Annotated in this window: 21 protein-coding genes; 7 read left to right on the plus strand and 14 right to left on the minus strand. The window is 70.0% G+C overall.

Annotated features, from left to right (window positions below; genetic code table 11):
* The 5 genes from SCI24_RS05450 to radC all read right to left on the minus strand — a co-directional run.
* The coding region (locus SCI24_RS05450) for a class I SAM-dependent rRNA methyltransferase (RefSeq protein WP_412929093.1) at positions 1-531 on the minus strand (531 nt) is incomplete at its 3' end.
* 50 nt (positions 532-581) lie between these two features.
* A complete protein-coding gene (gene mutM / locus SCI24_RS05455) occupies positions 582-1,406 on the minus strand; it encodes a bifunctional DNA-formamidopyrimidine glycosylase/DNA-(apurinic or apyrimidinic site) lyase (protein WP_318724419.1) in 825 nt (274 codons plus the stop codon).
* Between the two features lie 93 nt (positions 1,407-1,499).
* Positions 1,500-1,655 carry a 50S ribosomal protein L33 gene (gene rpmG / locus SCI24_RS05460; protein ID WP_071944136.1) on the minus strand — a complete coding sequence of 52 codons (156 nt, stop codon included), beginning with the start codon at positions 1,653-1,655 and terminating at the stop codon, positions 1,500-1,502.
* Positions 1,656-1,681: 26 nt separating this feature from the next.
* A complete protein-coding gene (gene rpmB, locus SCI24_RS05465) occupies positions 1,682-1,918 on the minus strand; it encodes a 50S ribosomal protein L28 (RefSeq protein WP_040184989.1) in 237 nt (78 codons plus the stop codon).
* A 465-nt stretch (positions 1,919-2,383) separates the two neighbouring features.
* On the minus strand, positions 2,384-3,058 hold the full coding sequence (gene radC / locus SCI24_RS05470) for a RadC family protein (RefSeq protein WP_133637556.1): 675 nt from the start codon (positions 3,056-3,058) through the stop codon (positions 2,384-2,386).
* Positions 3,059-3,169: 111 nt separating this feature from the next.
* Between radC and coaBC the strand changes: the two genes are divergently transcribed.
* Genes coaBC through slmA form a run of 5 tightly spaced genes read left to right on the plus strand, consistent with a single transcriptional unit; the run spans position 3,170 to position 7,991 of the window.
* Positions 3,170-4,429, plus strand: a complete 1,260-nt coding sequence (gene coaBC, locus SCI24_RS05475) for a bifunctional phosphopantothenoylcysteine decarboxylase/phosphopantothenate--cysteine ligase CoaBC (protein WP_318724421.1) — start codon at positions 3,170-3,172, stop codon at positions 4,427-4,429.
* Between the two features lie 22 nt (positions 4,430-4,451).
* The gene (dut, locus tag SCI24_RS05480) at positions 4,452-4,934 is read left to right on the plus strand and encodes a dUTP diphosphatase (RefSeq protein WP_318724422.1); all 483 of its coding nucleotides are present in this window, start codon (positions 4,452-4,454) and stop codon (positions 4,932-4,934) included.
* Between the two features lie 48 nt (positions 4,935-4,982).
* Positions 4,983-6,380 (plus strand): phosphomannomutase/phosphoglucomutase, encoded by a 1,398-nt coding sequence (locus SCI24_RS05485; protein WP_318724423.1) that lies wholly within the window; start codon positions 4,983-4,985, stop codon positions 6,378-6,380.
* A 40-nt stretch (positions 6,381-6,420) separates the two neighbouring features.
* Positions 6,421-7,338 (plus strand): acetylglutamate kinase, encoded by a 918-nt coding sequence (gene argB, locus SCI24_RS05490; RefSeq protein ID WP_318724424.1) that lies wholly within the window; start codon positions 6,421-6,423, stop codon positions 7,336-7,338.
* Positions 7,339-7,379: 41 nt separating this feature from the next.
* On the plus strand, positions 7,380-7,991 hold the full coding sequence (slmA, locus tag SCI24_RS05495) for a nucleoid occlusion factor SlmA (RefSeq protein WP_318724425.1): 612 nt from the start codon (positions 7,380-7,382) through the stop codon (positions 7,989-7,991).
* A 225-nt stretch (positions 7,992-8,216) separates the two neighbouring features.
* On the opposite strand, the gene rpoH is transcribed toward slmA, so the two are convergent.
* The 4 genes from rpoH to ftsY all read right to left on the minus strand — a co-directional run bounded on the left by rpoH (position 8,217) and on the right by ftsY (position 12,133).
* Entirely contained in the window at positions 8,217-9,083 is an 867-nt protein-coding gene (gene rpoH / locus SCI24_RS05500; protein ID WP_318724426.1) for an RNA polymerase sigma factor RpoH, read from the minus strand.
* A gap of 118 nt (positions 9,084-9,201) precedes the next feature.
* Positions 9,202-10,176, minus strand: coding sequence for a permease-like cell division protein FtsX (gene ftsX / locus SCI24_RS05505; protein WP_318724427.1), 975 nt, complete (start codon positions 10,174-10,176; stop codon positions 9,202-9,204).
* Complete coding sequence (gene ftsE / locus SCI24_RS05510; RefSeq protein ID WP_106231378.1) at positions 10,173-10,841, minus strand: cell division ATP-binding protein FtsE; 669 nt, start codon at positions 10,839-10,841, stop codon at positions 10,173-10,175. The genes ftsX and ftsE overlap by 4 nt, the downstream gene beginning before the upstream one ends.
* Positions 10,838-12,133: a signal recognition particle-docking protein FtsY gene (gene ftsY, locus SCI24_RS05515; protein ID WP_318724429.1), complete on the minus strand. Its 1,296-nt coding sequence runs from the start codon at positions 12,131-12,133 to the stop codon at positions 10,838-10,840. Before ftsY ends, ftsE begins: the two co-directional genes overlap by 4 nt.
* 91 nt (positions 12,134-12,224) lie before the next feature.
* On the opposite strand from ftsY, the gene rsmD reads away from it, so the two are divergent.
* A complete protein-coding gene (gene rsmD, locus SCI24_RS05520) occupies positions 12,225-12,878 on the plus strand; it encodes a 16S rRNA (guanine(966)-N(2))-methyltransferase RsmD (RefSeq protein WP_318724430.1) in 654 nt (217 codons plus the stop codon).
* 81 nt (positions 12,879-12,959) lie between these two features.
* Positions 12,960-13,154, plus strand: coding sequence for a cell division protein ZapB (locus tag SCI24_RS05525; RefSeq protein ID WP_106231375.1), 195 nt, complete (start codon positions 12,960-12,962; stop codon positions 13,152-13,154).
* A gap of 7 nt (positions 13,155-13,161) precedes the next feature.
* Here the strand turns inward: SCI24_RS05525 and rimI are convergent, their stop codons facing one another.
* The 5 genes from rimI to SCI24_RS05550 form a co-directional block, all read right to left on the minus strand.
* Positions 13,162-13,623 (minus strand): ribosomal protein S18-alanine N-acetyltransferase, encoded by a 462-nt coding sequence (rimI, locus tag SCI24_RS05530; protein ID WP_318724431.1) that lies wholly within the window; start codon positions 13,621-13,623, stop codon positions 13,162-13,164.
* A complete protein-coding gene (locus SCI24_RS05535) occupies positions 13,610-14,422 on the minus strand; it encodes a hypothetical protein (protein WP_318724432.1) in 813 nt (270 codons plus the stop codon). The genes rimI and SCI24_RS05535 overlap by 14 nt, the downstream gene beginning before the upstream one ends.
* The gene (locus tag SCI24_RS05540) at positions 14,419-14,730 is read right to left on the minus strand and encodes a BolA family protein (RefSeq protein ID WP_318724433.1); all 312 of its coding nucleotides are present in this window, start codon (positions 14,728-14,730) and stop codon (positions 14,419-14,421) included. Before SCI24_RS05540 ends, SCI24_RS05535 begins: the two co-directional genes overlap by 4 nt.
* 45 nt (positions 14,731-14,775) lie before the next feature.
* A complete protein-coding gene (locus SCI24_RS05545) occupies positions 14,776-16,200 on the minus strand; it encodes an MFS transporter (RefSeq protein WP_318724434.1) in 1,425 nt (474 codons plus the stop codon).
* Between the two features lie 79 nt (positions 16,201-16,279).
* Positions 16,280-16,666, minus strand: a complete 387-nt coding sequence (locus tag SCI24_RS05550; RefSeq protein ID WP_318724435.1) for a hypothetical protein — start codon at positions 16,664-16,666, stop codon at positions 16,280-16,282.
* Between the last annotated feature and the right edge of the window lie 61 nt (positions 16,667-16,727).

A 16,727-nucleotide genomic window follows, 5' to 3' on the forward strand; every position in this document is an offset into this window, starting at 1 on the left:
CTTGACGACCTCGACGCCGGCCTCGAGGCCCTCCTGGCGGCGACCGCTGGTGTCGTTGCGCAGCACCACCGACGAGGGCGCCAACACCTTGTCCAGGGCGTCGAGGAGTTCGGGCAGCACCGCCTGCATGCCGGCGGTATTGAGCTGCACGACCAGGACGTCACCGAAGCGGTCGATCACCAGTCCCGGCAGCAGGTCGCCCTCGCCGTGCACCAGGCGATAGAAGGGCTTGTCGAAGAGGCGCTGGCGCAGCGCCAGCGCCTGGTTGAGGCGGTGGACCAGCAGCGAGCGGTCGAGCCCCTGGGCCGGGTCGCGGGAGACCATCCGCGCGCAGATCAACGAATGCGGATTGACGTAAGCCACGCCCATGGCCTTGCCGTTGGCGGCCTCGACCACCACCTGTGCACCGGCCTCGATCTCCTTGATCGGCGTGGCCCGGGTGTCGATCTCGTTGGAGTAGAGCCAGAGGTGGCCGGCCTTGAGGCGACGGTCGGCATTCTTCTTCAGGCGCAGTGAGCGGAGTGCGGTCATGGGAGTGTCTCGTGAAAGGGTGGAGGGGCGTCGGAGAGGCCGCGCCGCCATCAGGTCTGGCAGTGGCCGCAGAACACGCTGGCCCGCTGGCCCAGGGTCACCAGGCGCAGCTCGGCGCCACAGCGCCGACAGGGCTGGCCGTCGCGCCCGTAGACATTGAGGCGCTGCTTGAAGTAGCCCGGCTCCCCGGTGCCGCCGACGAAGTCGCGCAGGGTGGTGCCGCCCTGGGTGATGGCGGCGGCCAGCACTTCGCGCACCGCCGCCGCGAGCCGGTCATAGCGCTCCCGGGAGATGCGCCCGGCGGCGCGACGCGGGTCGATGCCGGCCAGGAACAGCGCCTCGGCGGCATAGATGTTGCCCACGCCCACCACCACGGCGTTGTCCATCAGGAAGGGCTTCACCGCCAGGCGGCGGCCGCGGGAGCGCGCGAAGAGGCGTTCACCGTCGAAGGCCGCGGAGAGCGGCTCCGGCCCCAGCCGGGCCAGGCGCGCATCCTGCTCCGCGCTGCCCGAGAGCCAGTCGACGAAGCCGAAGCGGCGCGGATCGTGATAGCGCAGGATGGCGCCATCATCGAGCACCAGGTCGAGATGGTCGTGCTTCTTCGGCAGCTCGCCCAGGCGGGCGATGCGCAGGCTACCGGACATGCCCAGGTGCCAGAGCAGGGTCCCCGGCACCTCGCCCTCGAGGGGCACCAGCAGGTACTTGGCGCGCCGGGCGAGCTCGCCGATGCGCGCCCCGACCAGCCGCTCGACGAGATCCGCCGGCACCGGCACGCGCAGGCGAGCCTGGCGCACGATCACCTCAGTGATCTCGCGGCCTTCCACATGGGGGGCGATGCCACGTCGGGTGGTCTCGACTTCGGGCAGCTCGGGCATGGTCTCGTCCGGAGGGCGGTGATACGCAAGAACCCGACCATCGGGCCGGGTTCAGGCTGACAGGCTCCTGCCTGCGGTGGAAGCGACCAAGGCTTACTTGATCTTGCCTTCCTTGTACATCACGTGCTTGCGGATGGTCGGATCAAACATCTTCTTCTCGAGCTTGTCCGGGGTGTTCCGCTTGTTCTTGTCGGTGGTGTAGAAGTGGCCGGTACCGGCACTGGATATCATTCTGATCTTGTCACGCATGACGGTTTTCTCCCCTGGTGGATCGCTTAGACGGCTTCGCCGCGCTTGCGAATGTCGCCGAGCACCGCCTCGATGCCCTTCTTGTCGATGATGCGCATGCCCTTGGAGGAGACGCGCAGCTTGACGAAGCGCTTCTCGGACTCCACCCAGAAACGGTGGGAATGCAGGTTCGGCACGAAACGACGGCGCGTCTTGCGCTGGGAGTGTGAAACGTTGTTACCAGTCACCGGGCGCTTGCCGGTAACCTGACATACTTTGGACATGAGAGCCTCCAACCGCTTGGCCAGGTATCTGGACCTGAGTGTTCAAAACCTGTCGGGCAAACCGGGACGACCCCGTTGTCATTTGACCCAAGGGAATTCAAAGGCTGCACTTTATACCAGAACCCGCCGCATTCGACAAGCGATGCGGCGATGATCCGACGGGGGCGTGACATGGCCTCGCGACACGCCTCGATGGCGCGGCAGGCGACGATGACAGGCAAGGGGCCCGTACCAAGGGGCCAAGGCGGCCGCCGGACCTGACGCTGATCTACTCCGACAGCCGGTCTTTCGGCCAATTTCATTCGATATGATTCGTTGAATAGCGGGCTATTCGCCTTATCAGATCGATGAACTTGGCTCGAGATCCGACTCTCTCGTGACGATCGGTCAAATCCGACAGGCGCCTAGCGCAGCCGGTGCGGCATTATAGCCGGCCATGCGCGATATTCCTATCCACCCGGGCCCTTACAGCCACCCCCGCTCCGCGAAGGAGACCACCTCCCCGTCCCCCACCACGAAATGGTCCAGCACGCGCACCTCGAAGAGCCCCAGCGCCTCGCGCAGGCGCTCGGTGATGCGCCGGTCGGCGTCACTGGGCTCGGCCACGCCGGAGGGGTGATTGTGGGCGAAGATGATGGCGCCGGCGCCCAGCTCCAAGGCACGGCGTGCCACCTCGCGGGGATAGACCGAGGCGCTGTCCAGGGTGCCGCGGAACAGCGACTCATAGCGGATCACGCGATGCTGGCTGTCGAGGAAGAGCGCGGCAAACTCCTCATGGCCGAGATGGCGCAGCCGGGCGGCGAGGTAGGCGCGCACCAGCGAGGGCGAAGTGAGCGCATCGCCCCGGTCCAGCTGGCTGGCGAGATGCCGACGCGACAGCTCCAGGGTGGCCTGGAGCTGGACATACTTGGCCATGCCCATGCCGCGCTCGGCGCAGAAGCGTGCCTGGTCGGCCTCCAGCAGCTGGCGAAGCCCGCCGAAGGCAGACAGCAGGTCCCGGGCCAGGTCCACCGCCGAGCGCCCCTCCACGCCGACGCGCAGGAAGATCGCCAGCAGCTCGGCATCGGAAAGCGCCTCCACCCCCAGCGCCAGCAGCTTCTCCCGGGGGCGCTCCCCCTCCGGCCAGTCCCGAATCGACATCCCTGTCTCCCTGCCCCATGCCCGTGACTGTCAGTGTAGACGGCCCGGCGGCTACGCAAGGTCGGGCACCGATGGTAAGGTAGGCGACCGGATTCACGCTCGGATACCGCCATGTGGACACTCCCCCGCCGACGCGTGCTGCTCGGCATCAGCGCCGGCATCGCCGCCTACAAGAGCGCCCAGCTCGCCCGCCTGCTCAAGCAGGACGGCTGCGAGGTGCGCGTGGTGATGACCGAGGGCGCCCAGGCCTTCATCACCCCGTTGACGCTGCAAGCCCTGACGGGAGAAGCCGTGCGCACCTCGCTGCTCGACCCCGAGGCCGAGGCCGGCATGGGGCATATCGAGCTGGCCCGCTGGGCCGACACCATCCTGGTCGCCCCGGCCACCGCCGACCTGATGGCGCGCCTCGCCCAGGGCATGGCGGATGACCTGCTCACCACCCTCTGCCTGGCGAGCGAGGCCGAGAAGGTGATGGCCCCGGCCATGAACCAGGCCATGTGGCGCCACCCGGCCACCCAGCGCAACGCGCGACGGCTGGCCGGGGACGGCTGGCAGCTGCTGGGACCGGACAGCGGCGACCAGGCCTGCGGTGACGTGGGGCCCGGGCGCATGCTGGAACCCGAGGCGATCGTGGCGGCGCTGCTCTCCACGGCACCCGATGGCGCGCCGGCCAGGCCGGAGGCATCACGGGAGGCCGATGGCCTGACCATCATCATCACCGCCGGCCCGACCCGGGAGCCGCTGGACCCGGTGCGCTACCTCTCCAACCACAGCTCCGGCAAGATGGGCTTCGCCCTGGCCGCCGCCGCCGCCTCGCTGGGCGCCCGGGTGCGGCTGATCAGTGGCCCGGTCGGCCTGCCGACGCCGGAGGGCGTCGAGCGTACCGACGTGGAGACCGCCCGCGAGATGCACGAGGCCGCCCAGCGGCTGGCCATCGACAGCGATATCTTCATCGGCTGCGCCGCCGTGGCCGACTACCGGGCCGAGGCGGCCGCCGAGCACAAGATCAAGAAGGTCGAGGGCGAGGAGGGCCTCACCCTGCGCCTGGTGAAGAATCCCGACATCATCGCCTCCGTGGCTACCCTGCCCCAGGCGCAGCGTCCGCTGGTGGTGGGCTTCGCCGCCGAGACCCGCGACCTGGAGGCCTATGCCCGCGACAAGCTGACCCGCAAGGGGCTCGACATGATCGTCGCCAACGATGTCGCCCGGGCCGGGCTCGGCTTCGGCAGCGACGACAACGCCGCGCTGCTGCTGTGGCGGGAAGGCGACAGGGAAGGCAGCGAAAGCCTCGCCCCGCAGCCCAAGGCGCAGCTCGCCCTGGCGGTGGTGCGCCGCGCCCTGGCCTGCCTGTCGTCCCGCCACACCCCCTGACACTGACCCCCGAGGATCCCCGATGCCCGCCACTCCCGATCGCCCGCGCCTCGCCGTCCAGCTGCTCGACGAGCGCCTGCGTGATCATCTGCCTCACTACGCCACCGAAGGCGCCGCCGGTATGGACCTGCGCGCCCTGCTCGACGCCCCCCTGACCCTGGCGCCGGGGCAGTGCGAGCTGGTGCGCACCGGGCTTGCCATCCACATCGCCGACCCGGCCCTCGCCGGGATGATCCTGCCCCGCTCGGGACTGGGCCACAAGCACGGCATCGTGCTCGGTAACCTGGTGGGACTGATCGATTCCGACTATCAGGGCGAGCTGCTGATCTCCACATGGAACCGTGGCGAGGCACCCTTCACCATCGAGCCCTTCGAGAGGCTGGCACAGTATGTGCTTGTTCCCGTGGTGCATGCCGACCTCGAGGTCGTCGAGGCCTTCGATACCAGCCGCCGGGGCACCGGCCAGCGTGGCACCGGCGGGTTCGGCAGCTCCGGTCGTCACTGACGCCCGACGACGCACACAGCCACTCGATACGCCACACAGGACGGACCCATGACCCAAGAAGCGATCCAGGCAGTTCCCGCCTCCATCTTCCGCGCCTACGACATCCGCGGCATCGTCGACGACACCCTGACCGAGACGGGTGTCGAGCAGATCGGCCGCGCCATCGGCAGCGAGGCCCGGTCCCGCGGCGAGTCCACCGTGGTCGTCGCCCGCGACGGTCGCCTCTCCGGCCCGCGCCTGCTGGCGGCCCTGACCCGCGGCCTGCTGTCGTCGGGTTGCGACGTCGTCGATATCGGCATGGTGCCCACCCCGGTGCTCTACTTCGCCACCCACGTGCTAGAGGGGACGGCCTCGGGGGTGATGGTCACCGGCAGCCACAACCCGCCGGACTACAACGGCTTCAAGATCGTGCTCGGCGGCGAGACGCTCTCCGGCGATGCCATCACCGCGCTGCACACCCGCCTGGCGGACGGCGAGCTCAGCGAGGGCCACGGCAGCCTGCGCCAGGAGGACCTGCGTGAGGCCTACCTGTCACGCATCCTCGGCGACGTCACCCTCGCCCGGCCGATCAAGGCGGTGGTCGACTGCGGCAACGGCGTGGCCGGCGAACTCGGCCCGGCGCTGGTCGAGCGCCTCGGCGCCGAGACCATCCCGCTGTTCGCCGAGATCGACGGCACCTTCCCCAACCACCATCCGGACCCCGGCAAGCCCGAGAACCTCCAGGACCTGATCCGCACCGTCCAGGAGACCGGCGCGGACATCGGCCTGGCCTTCGACGGCGACGGCGACCGCCTCGGCGTGATCACGCCGAGCGGCAAGCTGATCTATCCCGACCACCTGCTGATGGCCTTCGCCGAGGACATGCTGTCGCGCAATCGCGACGCCCGCGTGATCTTCGACGTCAAGTGCACCGGCAACCTGACCCGGGTGATCGAGGAAGCCGGCGGGACGCCGGAGATGTGGCGCACCGGGCACTCGCTGATCAAGGCGCGCATGAAGGAGACCGGCGCCCTGCTGGCCGGCGAGATGAGCGGCCATATCTTCTTCCAGGAACGCTGGTACGGCTTCGACGACGGCCTCTACGCCGCCGCCCGCCTGCTGGAGATCCTGTCGAAGCAGGCCGACGATGCCGACACCTTCTTCGCCCGCTATCCCCAGGACGTCGGCACCCCGGAGATCAACATCACGGTCACCGACGAGACCAAGTTCGCGCTGGTGGACCGGCTGGCCCGGGAAGGCGACTTCGGCGAGGAGGGCGTCAAGACGACCCTGGATGGCATCCGCGTCGACTACCCGGACGGCTGGGGGCTGTGCCGCGCCTCCAACACCACGCCGGTGCTGGTGCTGCGCTTCGAGGGCAAGGACGACGCCGCCCTGGCCCGCATCCGCGGCCGCTTCGCCGACGCCCTCACTCAGGTATCACCCGACCTCGAGCTGCCCCTCTGAGGGGCGGTTCGCCGCATAGACAGGAGAGGGAACCCGACCGATGACCGAACAGACCCGCGACCCGCGCCTGGTGGTGGAGGTGCTCTCCGAGGCACTGCCCTACATCCAGCGCTTCTCCGGCAAGACCGTGGTGGTGAAGTACGGCGGCAACGCCATGACCGAGGACACCCTGATCGACTCCTTCGCCCGCGACATGGTGCTGATGAAGGAGGTCGGCATCAATCCGGTGGTGGTGCATGGCGGGGGTCCGCAGATCGGCGAGCTGCTGAAGAAGCTCAGCATCGAGTCGCGGTTCGTCAACGGCATGCGGGTGACCGACGCCGAGACCATGGACGTGGTGGAGATGGTGCTGGGCGGCCTGGTCAACAAGGGCATCGTCAACCTGATCAACCAGTGCGGCGGCAAGGCCATCGGCCTGACCGGCAAGGACGGCGCGCAGATCCGCGCCCGGCAGCTCAAGGTGGAACACCAGAGCCCGGAGATGACCGCGCCGGAGATCATCGACATCGGCCACGTGGGTGAGGTGGAGCACATCTCCACCGACCTCATCGAGATGCTCGCCGCCCGCGACTTCATCCCGGTGATCGCCCCCATCGGCGTGGACGCGAAGGGACGCAGCTACAACATCAATGCCGACCTGGTGGCCGGCAAGGTGGCCGAGGCCCTGGATGCCGAGAAGCTGATGCTGCTGACCAACGTCGCCGGCCTGATGAATGCCGAGGGCGAGGTGCTCACCGGCCTGACCACCGAGCAGGTGGATGCCCTGATCGCCGACGGCACCATCCATGGCGGCATGCTGCCGAAGATCCGCTGCGCCCTGGACGCCGTGAAGGGCGGCGTCGCGAGCGCCCATATCATCGACGGCCGGGTGCCCCATGCCACCCTGCTGGAGATCTTCACCAACGCCGGGGTGGGCACCCTGATCACCGACATCCCCCAGGACCCGAACGCCGGCTGAGCCCCCGGCCCGATCCACCGACCCGACAAGAACATAACGACATGACGCAGGAAACACGAACCCCCAGTCGCCGCGAGCAGATCCTGCAGGGCCTGGCGCTGATGCTGGAGGAGGACAGCGGCAAGCGCATCACCGTGGCCGCCCTGGCCCGCCAGGTCGGCGTCTCGGAGGCCGCGCTCTATCGCCACTTCCCCAGCAAGGCACGGATGTTCGAGGGGCTGATCGCGTTCATCGAGGCGTCCCTCTTCGAGCGCATCGGCCGCATCCTCGAGGAGGTGCCGGAGGCGGTGCCGCGCTGCGGCCAGATCCTCACCCTGGTGCTGGCCTTCGCCGAGAAGAACCCGGGCCTCTCCCGCCTGCTGGGCGGCGACGCCCTGACCGGCGAGACGGCACGGCTGCGCCTTCGCATCCACCAGCTCTTCGAGCGCCTCGAGACCCAGCTCAAGCAGGTGCTGCGCGAGGCAGAGCTGCGCGAGGGGCGACGCCCCTCGCTGCCGGTCTCGGCGGCCGCCAACCTGCTGCTGGCCCACCTCGAGGGGCAGATCTCGCGCTACGTGCGCAGCGACTTCCGCCACCGTCCCACCGAGCACTGGGACGACCAGTGGGCGCTGCTCTCGGCCCAGCTGCTGCGGGAGAGCCCGCAGACGGCGTAGCGCGCCGAGCGCCGAGCGCCGAGCGCCGAGCGCCGAGCGCCGAGCGCCGAGCGCCGAGCGCCGAGCGCCGAGCAGGATGATGCCACCGACGCGGCCGGTATCAACGAGAAACCCCGCCGGATATCCGATCCGGCGGGGTTTCTGTTCCTAGCCTGAAGACCCGCTGCCCGTCATCAATCAGCTTGGCGGCTCGGTGCTTGGCCGCTTGGCGCTGCCCGGAGGGCGTCAAGCCACCAGGGCATCACCGATCTGCAGGCGAATCTTCTTCATGGCGTTCTTCTCGAGCTGGCGGATGCGCTCGGCGGAGACGCCGTAGACGTCGGCCAGCTCGTGCAGGGTAGCCTTGTCGTCCCCCAGCCAGCGACGCTGAAGGATATCCCGGGAGCGCTCGTCGAGGGCCTCCAGGGCCTGCTGCAGGCGATGGGTGGCATCCTGCTCCCAGTCGCTGTCCTCGAGCTGGGTGGCCGGGTCGGCGCTGGCATCATCGAGGAAGTGCACCGGCGCCTGGTAGGCGGACTCGTCGTCCTCCCCCGGCGAGGCATCGAAGCCGGCGTCGTGGGCCGACAGGCGCCCTTCCATCTCGCGCACCACCTCGGGCTTGACGTCCAGGTCCTTGGCGATGGCCTCGACCTCGTCGCTGTTCAGCCAGGCCAGGCGCTTCTTGGCGCCCCGCAGGTTGAAGAACAGCTTGCGCTGCGCCTTGGTGGTGGCGATCTTGACGATGCGCCAGTTGCGCAGCACGAACTCGTGGATCTCGGCCTTGATCCAGTGCACGGCGAAGGAGACCAGCCGCACGCCCTGGTTGGGGTCGAAGCGCTTGACGGCCTTCATCAGGCCGACGTTGCCTTCCTGGATGAGGTCGGCCTGGGGCAGGCCGTAGCCGGAATAGCTGCGGGCGATATAGACGACGAAACGCAGATGCGAGAGCACCAGGCGGCGTGCCGCCTCGAGGTCGCCCTCGTCGTGCAGGCGGAAGGCCAGCTCGCGCTCCTCGTCGACGGTCAGCATGGGGATGCCGTTGACCGCCTGGATGTAACCGTTCAGGTCATGACCCGGGGAGAGTTGACCCACCGGCAGAAGACTGGTGCTCATGTGCAGGTTGTCTCCTTCGAAACCCATAAGGCTGTGCATGGTTGCCGCGTATGACGATGAAAACCGACGAAAGTTCCGGCTGATGCCCGATATCCCGTGGATTCGACCGGCGCTCGCCTCAGCGAGGCCGGATCTCCGCCAGGTGCCGATTCACGGCGATCCAGGCACCCAGCCAGCCAAGCAGTGTACTACAGGCAAGCAATATTGTAGACCCCTCGGGGCCCAGCCGCGGCAGGTGGAAGCTGGCCCCGTAACTCGCCGCCAGGGCCGAGACCGGCGCCGAGAGCCAGTCGCTGCCCAGGGTCAGCAGGCCCCAGGCCAGCAGGCCGCCGCCCAGCCCGAACCAGGCCCCGCTGTAGAGGAAGGGGCGACGCACGAAGGCATGGGTGGCGCCGATCAGGGTCACCACCTCGATCTCCTGGCGGCGATTCTCCACGGCGAGCCGGATGGTGTTGCCCACCACCAGCAGCACGCCCAGGCCGAACAGCACGCCCAGCGCCAGGGTGACCCGCTGGCCCAGCTCGGCGAGGTGGCGCAGGCGCTCGAGCCAGGCGAGGTCCAGGCGCACCTCGTCGACCCCGGGGACGGCCTCGAGGGCCTCGGCGAGCCCTCGCACCGCCTCCGGATCGGGGTCCCCTGGGCGCACCACCACGCTGGCCGGCAGGGGATTGCCCTCGAGCCGGGCCAGGGCATCGCGCAGCCCCAGCGCCTGCTGGAACTCGGCCATGCCCTCGGCGGCGGTGATCAACCGCGTGCCGGCCACCCCCGCCTGGGCGGCCAGCGCCTCCTCGATACGCCCGGCCTCGCCCTCCCCGACCCCGGTGGCCAGATAGGCGGTAAGGGTCGCGCTCTCCTCCAGTTCGGCGTCGAGCAGGCGGGCGCTGTCCAGGGTCAGCCAGAGCCCCGCGGGCAGCACCAGGGCGATGGCGATGGCCAGCATGGTCAGCAGGCTGCCCAGCGGCCGGCGCAGCAGGCGGCGCGCACTGTCGAGGGCCATGACGCGATGGTGACGCGCCCAGGCCCGCCAGCGGACGCCGCCTGCCGGCCGGTGGGTGCGCGCGCCACGGGGCGAGGGAGCGGCTTCGCGGCTCATGCGACCTCCTCGTCCGCCACCAGGCGCCCCTCGTGGAGCCGCAGGGTGCGGTGACGCAGACGGGCGATCAGCGCCAGGTCGTGGCTGGCCACCATCACCGTGGTGCCGATGCGATTGAAGTCCTCGAAGAGCCTCATGATGTCGGCGGAGAGCTGGGGGTCGAGGTTGCCGGTGGGCTCGTCGGCAAGCAGCAGCGCCGGCTTGTTGACCACCGCCCGGGCGATGCCGACCCGCTGCTGCTCGCCGCCGGAGAGCTCGATGGGCAACGCCGCCTCGCGGTGCAGCAGCCCCACCTTGTCCAGCGCCGCCCTCACCCGACGCGCGGCCTCGCGGTGCTCGACCCCCTGGATCTCCAGCGGCAGGGCCACGTTGTGGTAGATGGAGCGATCGAAGAGCAGCTGGTGGTCCTGGAAAACCACGCCGATCTGGCGACGGTAGAAGGGGATCTGGCTGTGGTGCAGGCGGTCGATGTCATGGCCCGCCACCCGCACCTTGCCGCGGCTGGGCCGTTCGAGGCGCATGATCAGGCGCAGCAGCGAGCTCTTGCCCGCGCCGGAGTGGCCGGTCAGGAAGACCATCTCGCCGCGATGCACCCGGAAGTCGATATTGGCGAGCGCCTCGAAGCGCCCTCCGTAGCGCTTGCCGACGTGCTCGAAGGCGATCATGACTCGGGCGACACCGGCTCGCGGTCGAACAGGGCATCGACGAACTCGCTCGCCGCGAAGGGGCGCAGGTCATCCAGGGACTCGCCGACACCGATGAAGCGGATCGGCGTGCCGAGCTGGCGGGCCAGGGCGAAGATGATGCCGCCCTTGGCGGTGCCGTCCAGCTTGGTCAGGGTGATGCCGGTGACCGGCACCGCCTCGTTGAAGGTCGAGGCCTGGGCGAGGGCATTCTGGCCGGTCCCGGCATCGAGCACCAGCATCACCTCATGGGGGGCGCTGGCGTCGACCTTGCCCATCACCCGGCGGACCTTCTTGAGCTCCTCCATCAAGTGGGCCTTGTTGTGCAGGCGGCCGGCGGTGTCGGCGATCAGCACGTCGACGCCCCGTGCCTTGGCGGCCGAGACGGCATCGAAGATCACCGAGGCACTGTCGGCGCCGGTGTGCTGGGCGATGACCGGCACGTCGTTGCGCTCGCCCCACACCTTGAGCTGCTCCACCGCCGCCGCCCGGAAGGTGTCGCCGGCGGCCAGCATCACGCTGCGCCCCTCGCGCTGGAAGCGCTGAGTCAGCTTGCCGATGGTGGTGGTCTTGCCCACGCCGTTGACCCCCACCACCAGGATCACGAAGGGGCCTTCACCCTTCGGCGGCAGCGTCAGCGGCCGGGTGACCGGCTCGAGCATCGCCGCGAGCTCCTCCTGCAGGGCCCGGTAGAGCGCCTGGGGCTCCTTGAGCTCCTTGCGCGAGACCCGGTCGGTGAGCCGGTCGATGATCTCGGTGGTGGCCTCGATGCCCACGTCCGCCATCAGCAGCTGGGTCTCGAGCTCCTCCATGAGATCGTCGTCGATCTGCTTGCGGCCCATGAAGAGGTCGGCCAGGCCGTCGGTGAGGTTGGCGCGCGTCTTGCCGAGCCCGGCGCGGATACGGGCAAACCAGCCCTTCTTCTCGGCGACCGGCTTCTCCTGCAGGGCCGCCCTGGGCTGAGCCGGCTCGGGTTCGGGGACTGGCTGGGCGTCGGGCGCGGGCTCCGCCTTGGCTTCAGGTTCGGGTTCGGGCTCAGGCTCGGGTTCGGGTTCAGTCTTGGGTTCGGGCTCGGGCTCGGGTTGCGGCTCGGGCGCCTCCGCCGGCTGGCCGCCGGATACCGCCTCGTCGGCCTCCTCGGTGGCCTCTTCCGCCAGCGACGCGGTCTCGGTAAGGTCGTCTGCTACCTGCTCGTCCGACCGGCGCTCGGCCTCCTGTTCCGGTGTCGTCTGCTGCCCTTCCTGCTTCTTCTTGCGCTTGAAAATACCGAACATGGGGGGATCACGCCTCACGGATGAACGAATCGCCTCATCCTACCATCGCGCACCATGACTGTGGACAAGCCGGCGGTTACAATCCGCCTCCATGACACGACGCCGCCCCTCCTCTCGAAAGCCCCGCCAGCCAGCCAGCGCCAAGGGCCCCGGCCGCCGGAACGCCGGCCGGCTGCGCCTGATCGGCGGCGAGTACCGGCGCCGACAGCTGCCGGTACTCGACCGCCCGGGGCTGCGCCCCACCTCCGACCGGGTGCGGGAGACGCTGTTCAACTGGCTCGCCACCGCCGTGCCCGGGGCACGGGTCCTGGACCTCTTCGCCGGCACCGGGGCGCTCGGCCTGGAGGCCCTCTCGCGGGGCGCCCGGCAGGCGGTGTTCGTCGAGCGCGACGCTCACGTGGCACGCCAGCTCGCCGACAACCTCGCGGCCCTCGGGGCCAACGAGCGCGCGCAACTGGTCACCGCCGATGCCCAGGCCTACCTTGCCGGCGACCCCACCCCCTTCTCCCTGGCGTTCCTCGACCCGCCCTTCCGTCAGGGACTCGCCGGCACCTGCTGCCGCGCCCTGGAGGCCGGCTGGCTCGCCGAGGAGGCGCTCGTCTACGTGGAAACCGAATCGTCGCTCCCCCCCGAGGTGCCGGCCAGCTGGCAACTGCACCGAGAGGTACGTGCCGGCGACAGCACGGGAAGGCTCTACCGCCGGCATCCACCAGGCGCGGGGTCGCACGACCGCGACGCTTGCTGAGCCCCGACCGCGGCGTTACGCTGCGCGCTGAAGGAACCCAACGGGCACGCCCCACCAGCAGGATGTCGTCAGGAGAACAGGATGAGTATCGAACTCTTCAACCAGCTCGAACAGAAGGTCACCAGCGCCGTGGAGGCCCTGGAGTTGATGAGGATGGAAGCCGAGGAGCTGCGCGAGGAAAACGCCCGCCTGAAGCAGGAGCGCGAGGAGTGGGAGCGCCGCCTCTCTGCCCTGCTGGGCAAGTTCGACGAAGTCGAGACCACCGCCAGCAGCTGAGGCGTCCTCAGGCCAGCGGGCGCGACATCAGCAGCGCATCCTCCCGCTGGCCGGTGGTGCCCGCCGGGTAGTAGCCCCGGCGTCGGCCGTCCTCGCCGAACCCCGCCCCCCGATAGAGCGCCAGGGCCGCCTCGTTGCCCACCCTGACCTCGAGCAGCAGGCGCTCGCTGCCCCAGTTCTGCGCCTGCTCGATCACCGCCGCCAGCAGGCGCCCCGCCACCCCCTGGCGACGCGCCTCACGGGCCACCAGGATCGCCTGAAGCTCCGCATCGAAGGGCAGCCGCACCACCACCGCATGGCCGACCAGGCATGCCTGATGCTCGATGCCGAACACCCGGGTGTCGGGGTCGGCCAGTGCCGCCTGCAGCTGGTCCGGGGTCCAGGGAGCGGGGCCGGCGGCCTGCTCCAGCGACGACAGCGCCGCCAGATCGGCCGGCCCCAGCCGCCGCACCACGTCAGTCGGCCTCACGACCCGCCTGCCAGGCATCGCGCCAGTCGGCCATCCGCGGCCAGAGGGCGCGCTTGGCCTCGGCACTGCCGGCCAGCTCGCCAAGCGCAGGCCCCTGCCAGGCCGGCAGCGCCAGCAGTGGGCAATGGCCGTTGGCGAGGGTCAGGATCTCCGCGAGGGTCTCATCCTCGCCGAACACCAGCAGCCGTTCCGGTACCCAGCCTCGCCGCTGCCGGCCGGCCAGGAAGGCCTGGAGACCCTCCCGGGCCTCCTCCAGCGGCGCCTCCACCGGCAATCCCTCCACCTGGGGCCAGCGGAAGGCCTCGAAGGCCGGCATCTGCTCGGGCACCACGCCGACAGCCTGCAGCAGGTGGCGCAGCAGGCGCAGCTCCACGCTGCCGGGCGGCGCCTCCCGGGGCAGCAGCACCAGCCAGCGGCCATCCAGGCAGGCGACCTGCAGGGTGAAGCGCAGCGCCTCGCCATGGCGCACGGGGGCCGGGGCCTGCGTCTCGGGCGGGGCCTCCGTTTCGTCGGCGGGCACCAGGTCACCGAGCAGCGCCCGGGCCTTGCCGGCCGAGGGCCGGTGACGCGGCTCCGGCTCGGCAGGGGCCGGTCGCGGGGTGGCGACCTGGGCCTCGGCGGCCTCGTCGAGCAGCGCATGCAGCCGCTCCCCGGGGGCGCGGCGCTCCTCGGCAACCGGCGCGTCACTCTCCCACTCGCAGGGCGGCGTGGGGAGGGCATTGGGCAGACGATAGCGGGAGACCCAGGCCGTCAGGCCCATGGCCTCCAGGTACTGCAGGCGCTGCGGCTCCTGGGTCACGACTTGCCGCCGCCCCGGCAGTCGGGGGAGTCGGGGCGGGAGCGGCCGCTGGCCTCCCACTCCTCGGGGGTGAAGAGGTGCAGGGCCAGGGCATGGACGGGGCCGTCGAGCTCGTCGGCGAGCAGCGCATAGACCTGCTGGTGCCGCTTGACCGGCATCAGCCCCTCGAAGCGCGAGGCGACCAGGGTGACCTTGAAGTGGGTCTCGGAGTTGGGCGGCACGTTATGCCGATGGCTCTCGTTCTCCACCGCCAGGAAGGCGGGCTCGAGGGCCCTGAGCTTGTCTTCGATGGTGGCCTGGATGCTCATGTCGGGGTTCCGATGCTGGGTGAGTGATGGGCCCATTGTACGCCTTCAGTCGGGGTCCGACGACGCCCGCAGCGGCTCGCCACGGCGTGCCTCGCGCTGGGCCCGCCCGGCCAGCGACACCCGGCCCAGGCTCGCCGCGAGCGACAGCGCGCAGGCCCCCGCCCCGGCCCAGAGGGTCGCCTGCACCGGCGCCCCGGCGGCCAGGAAGGCCCCCACCAGGGCGACGCCCAGCGACTGGCCTACCGTACGGGTCGTGCTCATCACGCCGGAGGCCCGGGCACTGCGCTCGCGGGGGACGCTTGCCATCATCTCGCGGTTGTTGGGCGGCTGGAAGAGCCCGAAGCCCAGCCCGCAGAGTGCCGTGCGCCACAGGCTGTCCACCACCCCGGCCTCGGCATCGAGCCCGGCCAGGGCGGCGAGGCCCAGCAGCAACAGCACCAGGCCACCGCTGGAGAGCAGGCTGGGATTGACCCGGTCGGCCAGTTGCCCGGCCAGGGGACCGACCAGCATGATCGCCAGCGGCCAGGGCGTGAACATCCAGGCGGTCTCCAGCGGCGTGAAGCCCATCTCCTGCTGGTAGAGAAAGGAGAGCGCCACGAAGGCCAGGCCCTGGCCGACAAAGGCCAGCCCCGAGGCCGAGACCGCCAGCGTGAAGCGTCGCTCGGCGAAGAGCGAGAGTGGCAGCAGCGGATGGCGGGCCCGGCGCTGGCGCTGCAGGAAGAGCACGGCACTGAGCAGGCTCAGCGCCAGCCAGGCGAGCACCTGCCAGGCCGGCGCCCCGTGGCCGACGCCGTCCAGGCCGAGGAAGAGTCCCGCCAGCATGGCCACCGAACAGAGCGCCCCGGGCCAGTCGAAGCCGTCGCGCCGCCCCGCCTCCCGGGGCAACGCCCGCCAGGCCAGCCAGGAGGCGCAGAGCCCCAGCGGCACGTGCAGGGCGAACAGCCAGGGCCAGCTGGCCACGGAGAGCACCAGCCCGCCTATGGTCGGCCCGGCGGCATAGCCACCGGCCACCACCAGGGCGGAGAGCCCCAGGGCGCTGCCGAGCAGCCGCGAGGGAAAGATCGAGCGATAGAGCGACGGGCCGATGGAGAGGGTCGCCGCGGCGCCGAGGCCCTGCAGTGCACGGAAGAGCAGCAGGGTCTCCAGGTTCGGCGCCAGGGCGCTGCCCAGGGCCGCCAGGGTGAACAGCGCCACCCCGGCGGCATAGAGCCGCCGGCGGCTGACCAGCTCGCTGAGGGCGGCGAAGACCAGCAGGAAGGCGGCACAGACGACCTGGAAGAGGTTGGTGACCCACACCACCCGGGAGGCGGATACCCCGAGGTCGGCCGCCATGGAGGGCAGCGCGATGTTGACCATGGTGGTGTCCACCACCGCCATCAGGGTGCCGAGGATCAGCGCCAGTACCGCCAGGCGCCGCTCGGGGCCCGGCAGGCCGTCATCGCCGGGGAGTGAATCGAAGAGTCGGCTCATCCTGCGTCCATCACCGCGGGGTCCATAACGCGGAAACCGGCCGAAGCCGGTTTCCCATGTTCGCTGTCGGGCAGGAGGGTCAGTCCTGGTCCGTCTCCAGGAGCAGGGCGTCATCCACCTCGGAGATCTCCAGCGCCGCCTCGTCGTCGAGGTCGATGGCCAGGTAGCTGTGCTCGACCTGCAGGAAGCGCTGGAAGAGCGCCCAGTCCAGTGCCTCCGGCCACTGGCGTTCGTCCTCTTCCCAGGCGCGCAGCTCGGTCTCCAGGATCTCGAGGTAGCGCTCGCGCACGAAGGCCTCCAGGGCCTCGGGCGCATCCATCTCCGGGATCAGGTAGACGGTGCTTTCGCGTTCGACGTCGGCCAGGGTCAGGTCATCGCCCTCCATCGTGGGTTCGAGCGCATTGATCCATTCCACGAAATGCCGGGTCGGCCTGACGCTCAGGGCGGAGCGGTTGAGCAGTTTCATCACGGTCTCCTCGACGTCGAAACGACGATCATTATGGGTGCTCGGGCCGCCCCTTACCAAC

The sequence above is a fragment of the Halomonas sp. genome, from assembly GCF_033549285.1.
GTDB lineage: Bacteria > Pseudomonadota > Gammaproteobacteria > Pseudomonadales > Halomonadaceae > Halomonas.

Bases quoted from the DNA above. Each gene is read 5' to 3' on its own strand.
- mutM (WP_318724419.1), bottom strand. From the start codon at position 1,406: ATGCCCGAGCTGCCCGAAGTCGAGACCACCCGACGTGGCATCGCCCCC.
- ftsX (WP_318724427.1), bottom strand. From the start codon at position 10,176: ATGAGCCGCGAAGCCGCTCCCTCGCCCCGTGGCGCGCGCACCCACCGG.
- SCI24_RS05540 (WP_318724433.1), bottom strand. From the start codon at position 14,730: ATGAGCATCCAGGCCACCATCGAAGACAAGCTCAGGGCCCTCGAGCCC.
- SCI24_RS05545 (WP_318724434.1), bottom strand. From the start codon at position 16,200: ATGAGCCGACTCTTCGATTCACTCCCCGGCGATGACGGCCTGCCGGGC.
- rsmD (WP_318724430.1), top strand. From the start codon at position 12,225: ATGACACGACGCCGCCCCTCCTCTCGAAAGCCCCGCCAGCCAGCCAGC.
- ftsY (WP_318724429.1), bottom strand. From the start codon at position 12,133: ATGTTCGGTATTTTCAAGCGCAAGAAGAAGCAGGAAGGGCAGCAGACG.
- radC (WP_133637556.1), bottom strand. From the start codon at position 3,058: ATGTCGATTCGGGACTGGCCGGAGGGGGAGCGCCCCCGGGAGAAGCTG.
- rpmB (WP_040184989.1), bottom strand. From the start codon at position 1,918: ATGTCCAAAGTATGTCAGGTTACCGGCAAGCGCCCGGTGACTGGTAAC.
- ftsE (WP_106231378.1), bottom strand. From the start codon at position 10,841: ATGATCGCCTTCGAGCACGTCGGCAAGCGCTACGGAGGGCGCTTCGAG.
- slmA (WP_318724425.1), top strand. From the start codon at position 7,380: ATGACGCAGGAAACACGAACCCCCAGTCGCCGCGAGCAGATCCTGCAG.
- argB (WP_318724424.1), top strand. From the start codon at position 6,421: ATGACCGAACAGACCCGCGACCCGCGCCTGGTGGTGGAGGTGCTCTCC.
- SCI24_RS05550 (WP_318724435.1), bottom strand. From the start codon at position 16,666: ATGAAACTGCTCAACCGCTCCGCCCTGAGCGTCAGGCCGACCCGGCAT.
- SCI24_RS05525 (WP_106231375.1), top strand. From the start codon at position 12,960: ATGAGTATCGAACTCTTCAACCAGCTCGAACAGAAGGTCACCAGCGCC.
- rpoH (WP_318724426.1), bottom strand. From the start codon at position 9,083: ATGAGCACCAGTCTTCTGCCGGTGGGTCAACTCTCCCCGGGTCATGAC.
- coaBC (WP_318724421.1), top strand. From the start codon at position 3,170: ATGTGGACACTCCCCCGCCGACGCGTGCTGCTCGGCATCAGCGCCGGC.
- SCI24_RS05485 (WP_318724423.1), top strand. From the start codon at position 4,983: ATGACCCAAGAAGCGATCCAGGCAGTTCCCGCCTCCATCTTCCGCGCC.
- dut (WP_318724422.1), top strand. From the start codon at position 4,452: ATGCCCGCCACTCCCGATCGCCCGCGCCTCGCCGTCCAGCTGCTCGAC.
- rpmG (WP_071944136.1), bottom strand. From the start codon at position 1,655: ATGCGTGACAAGATCAGAATGATATCCAGTGCCGGTACCGGCCACTTC.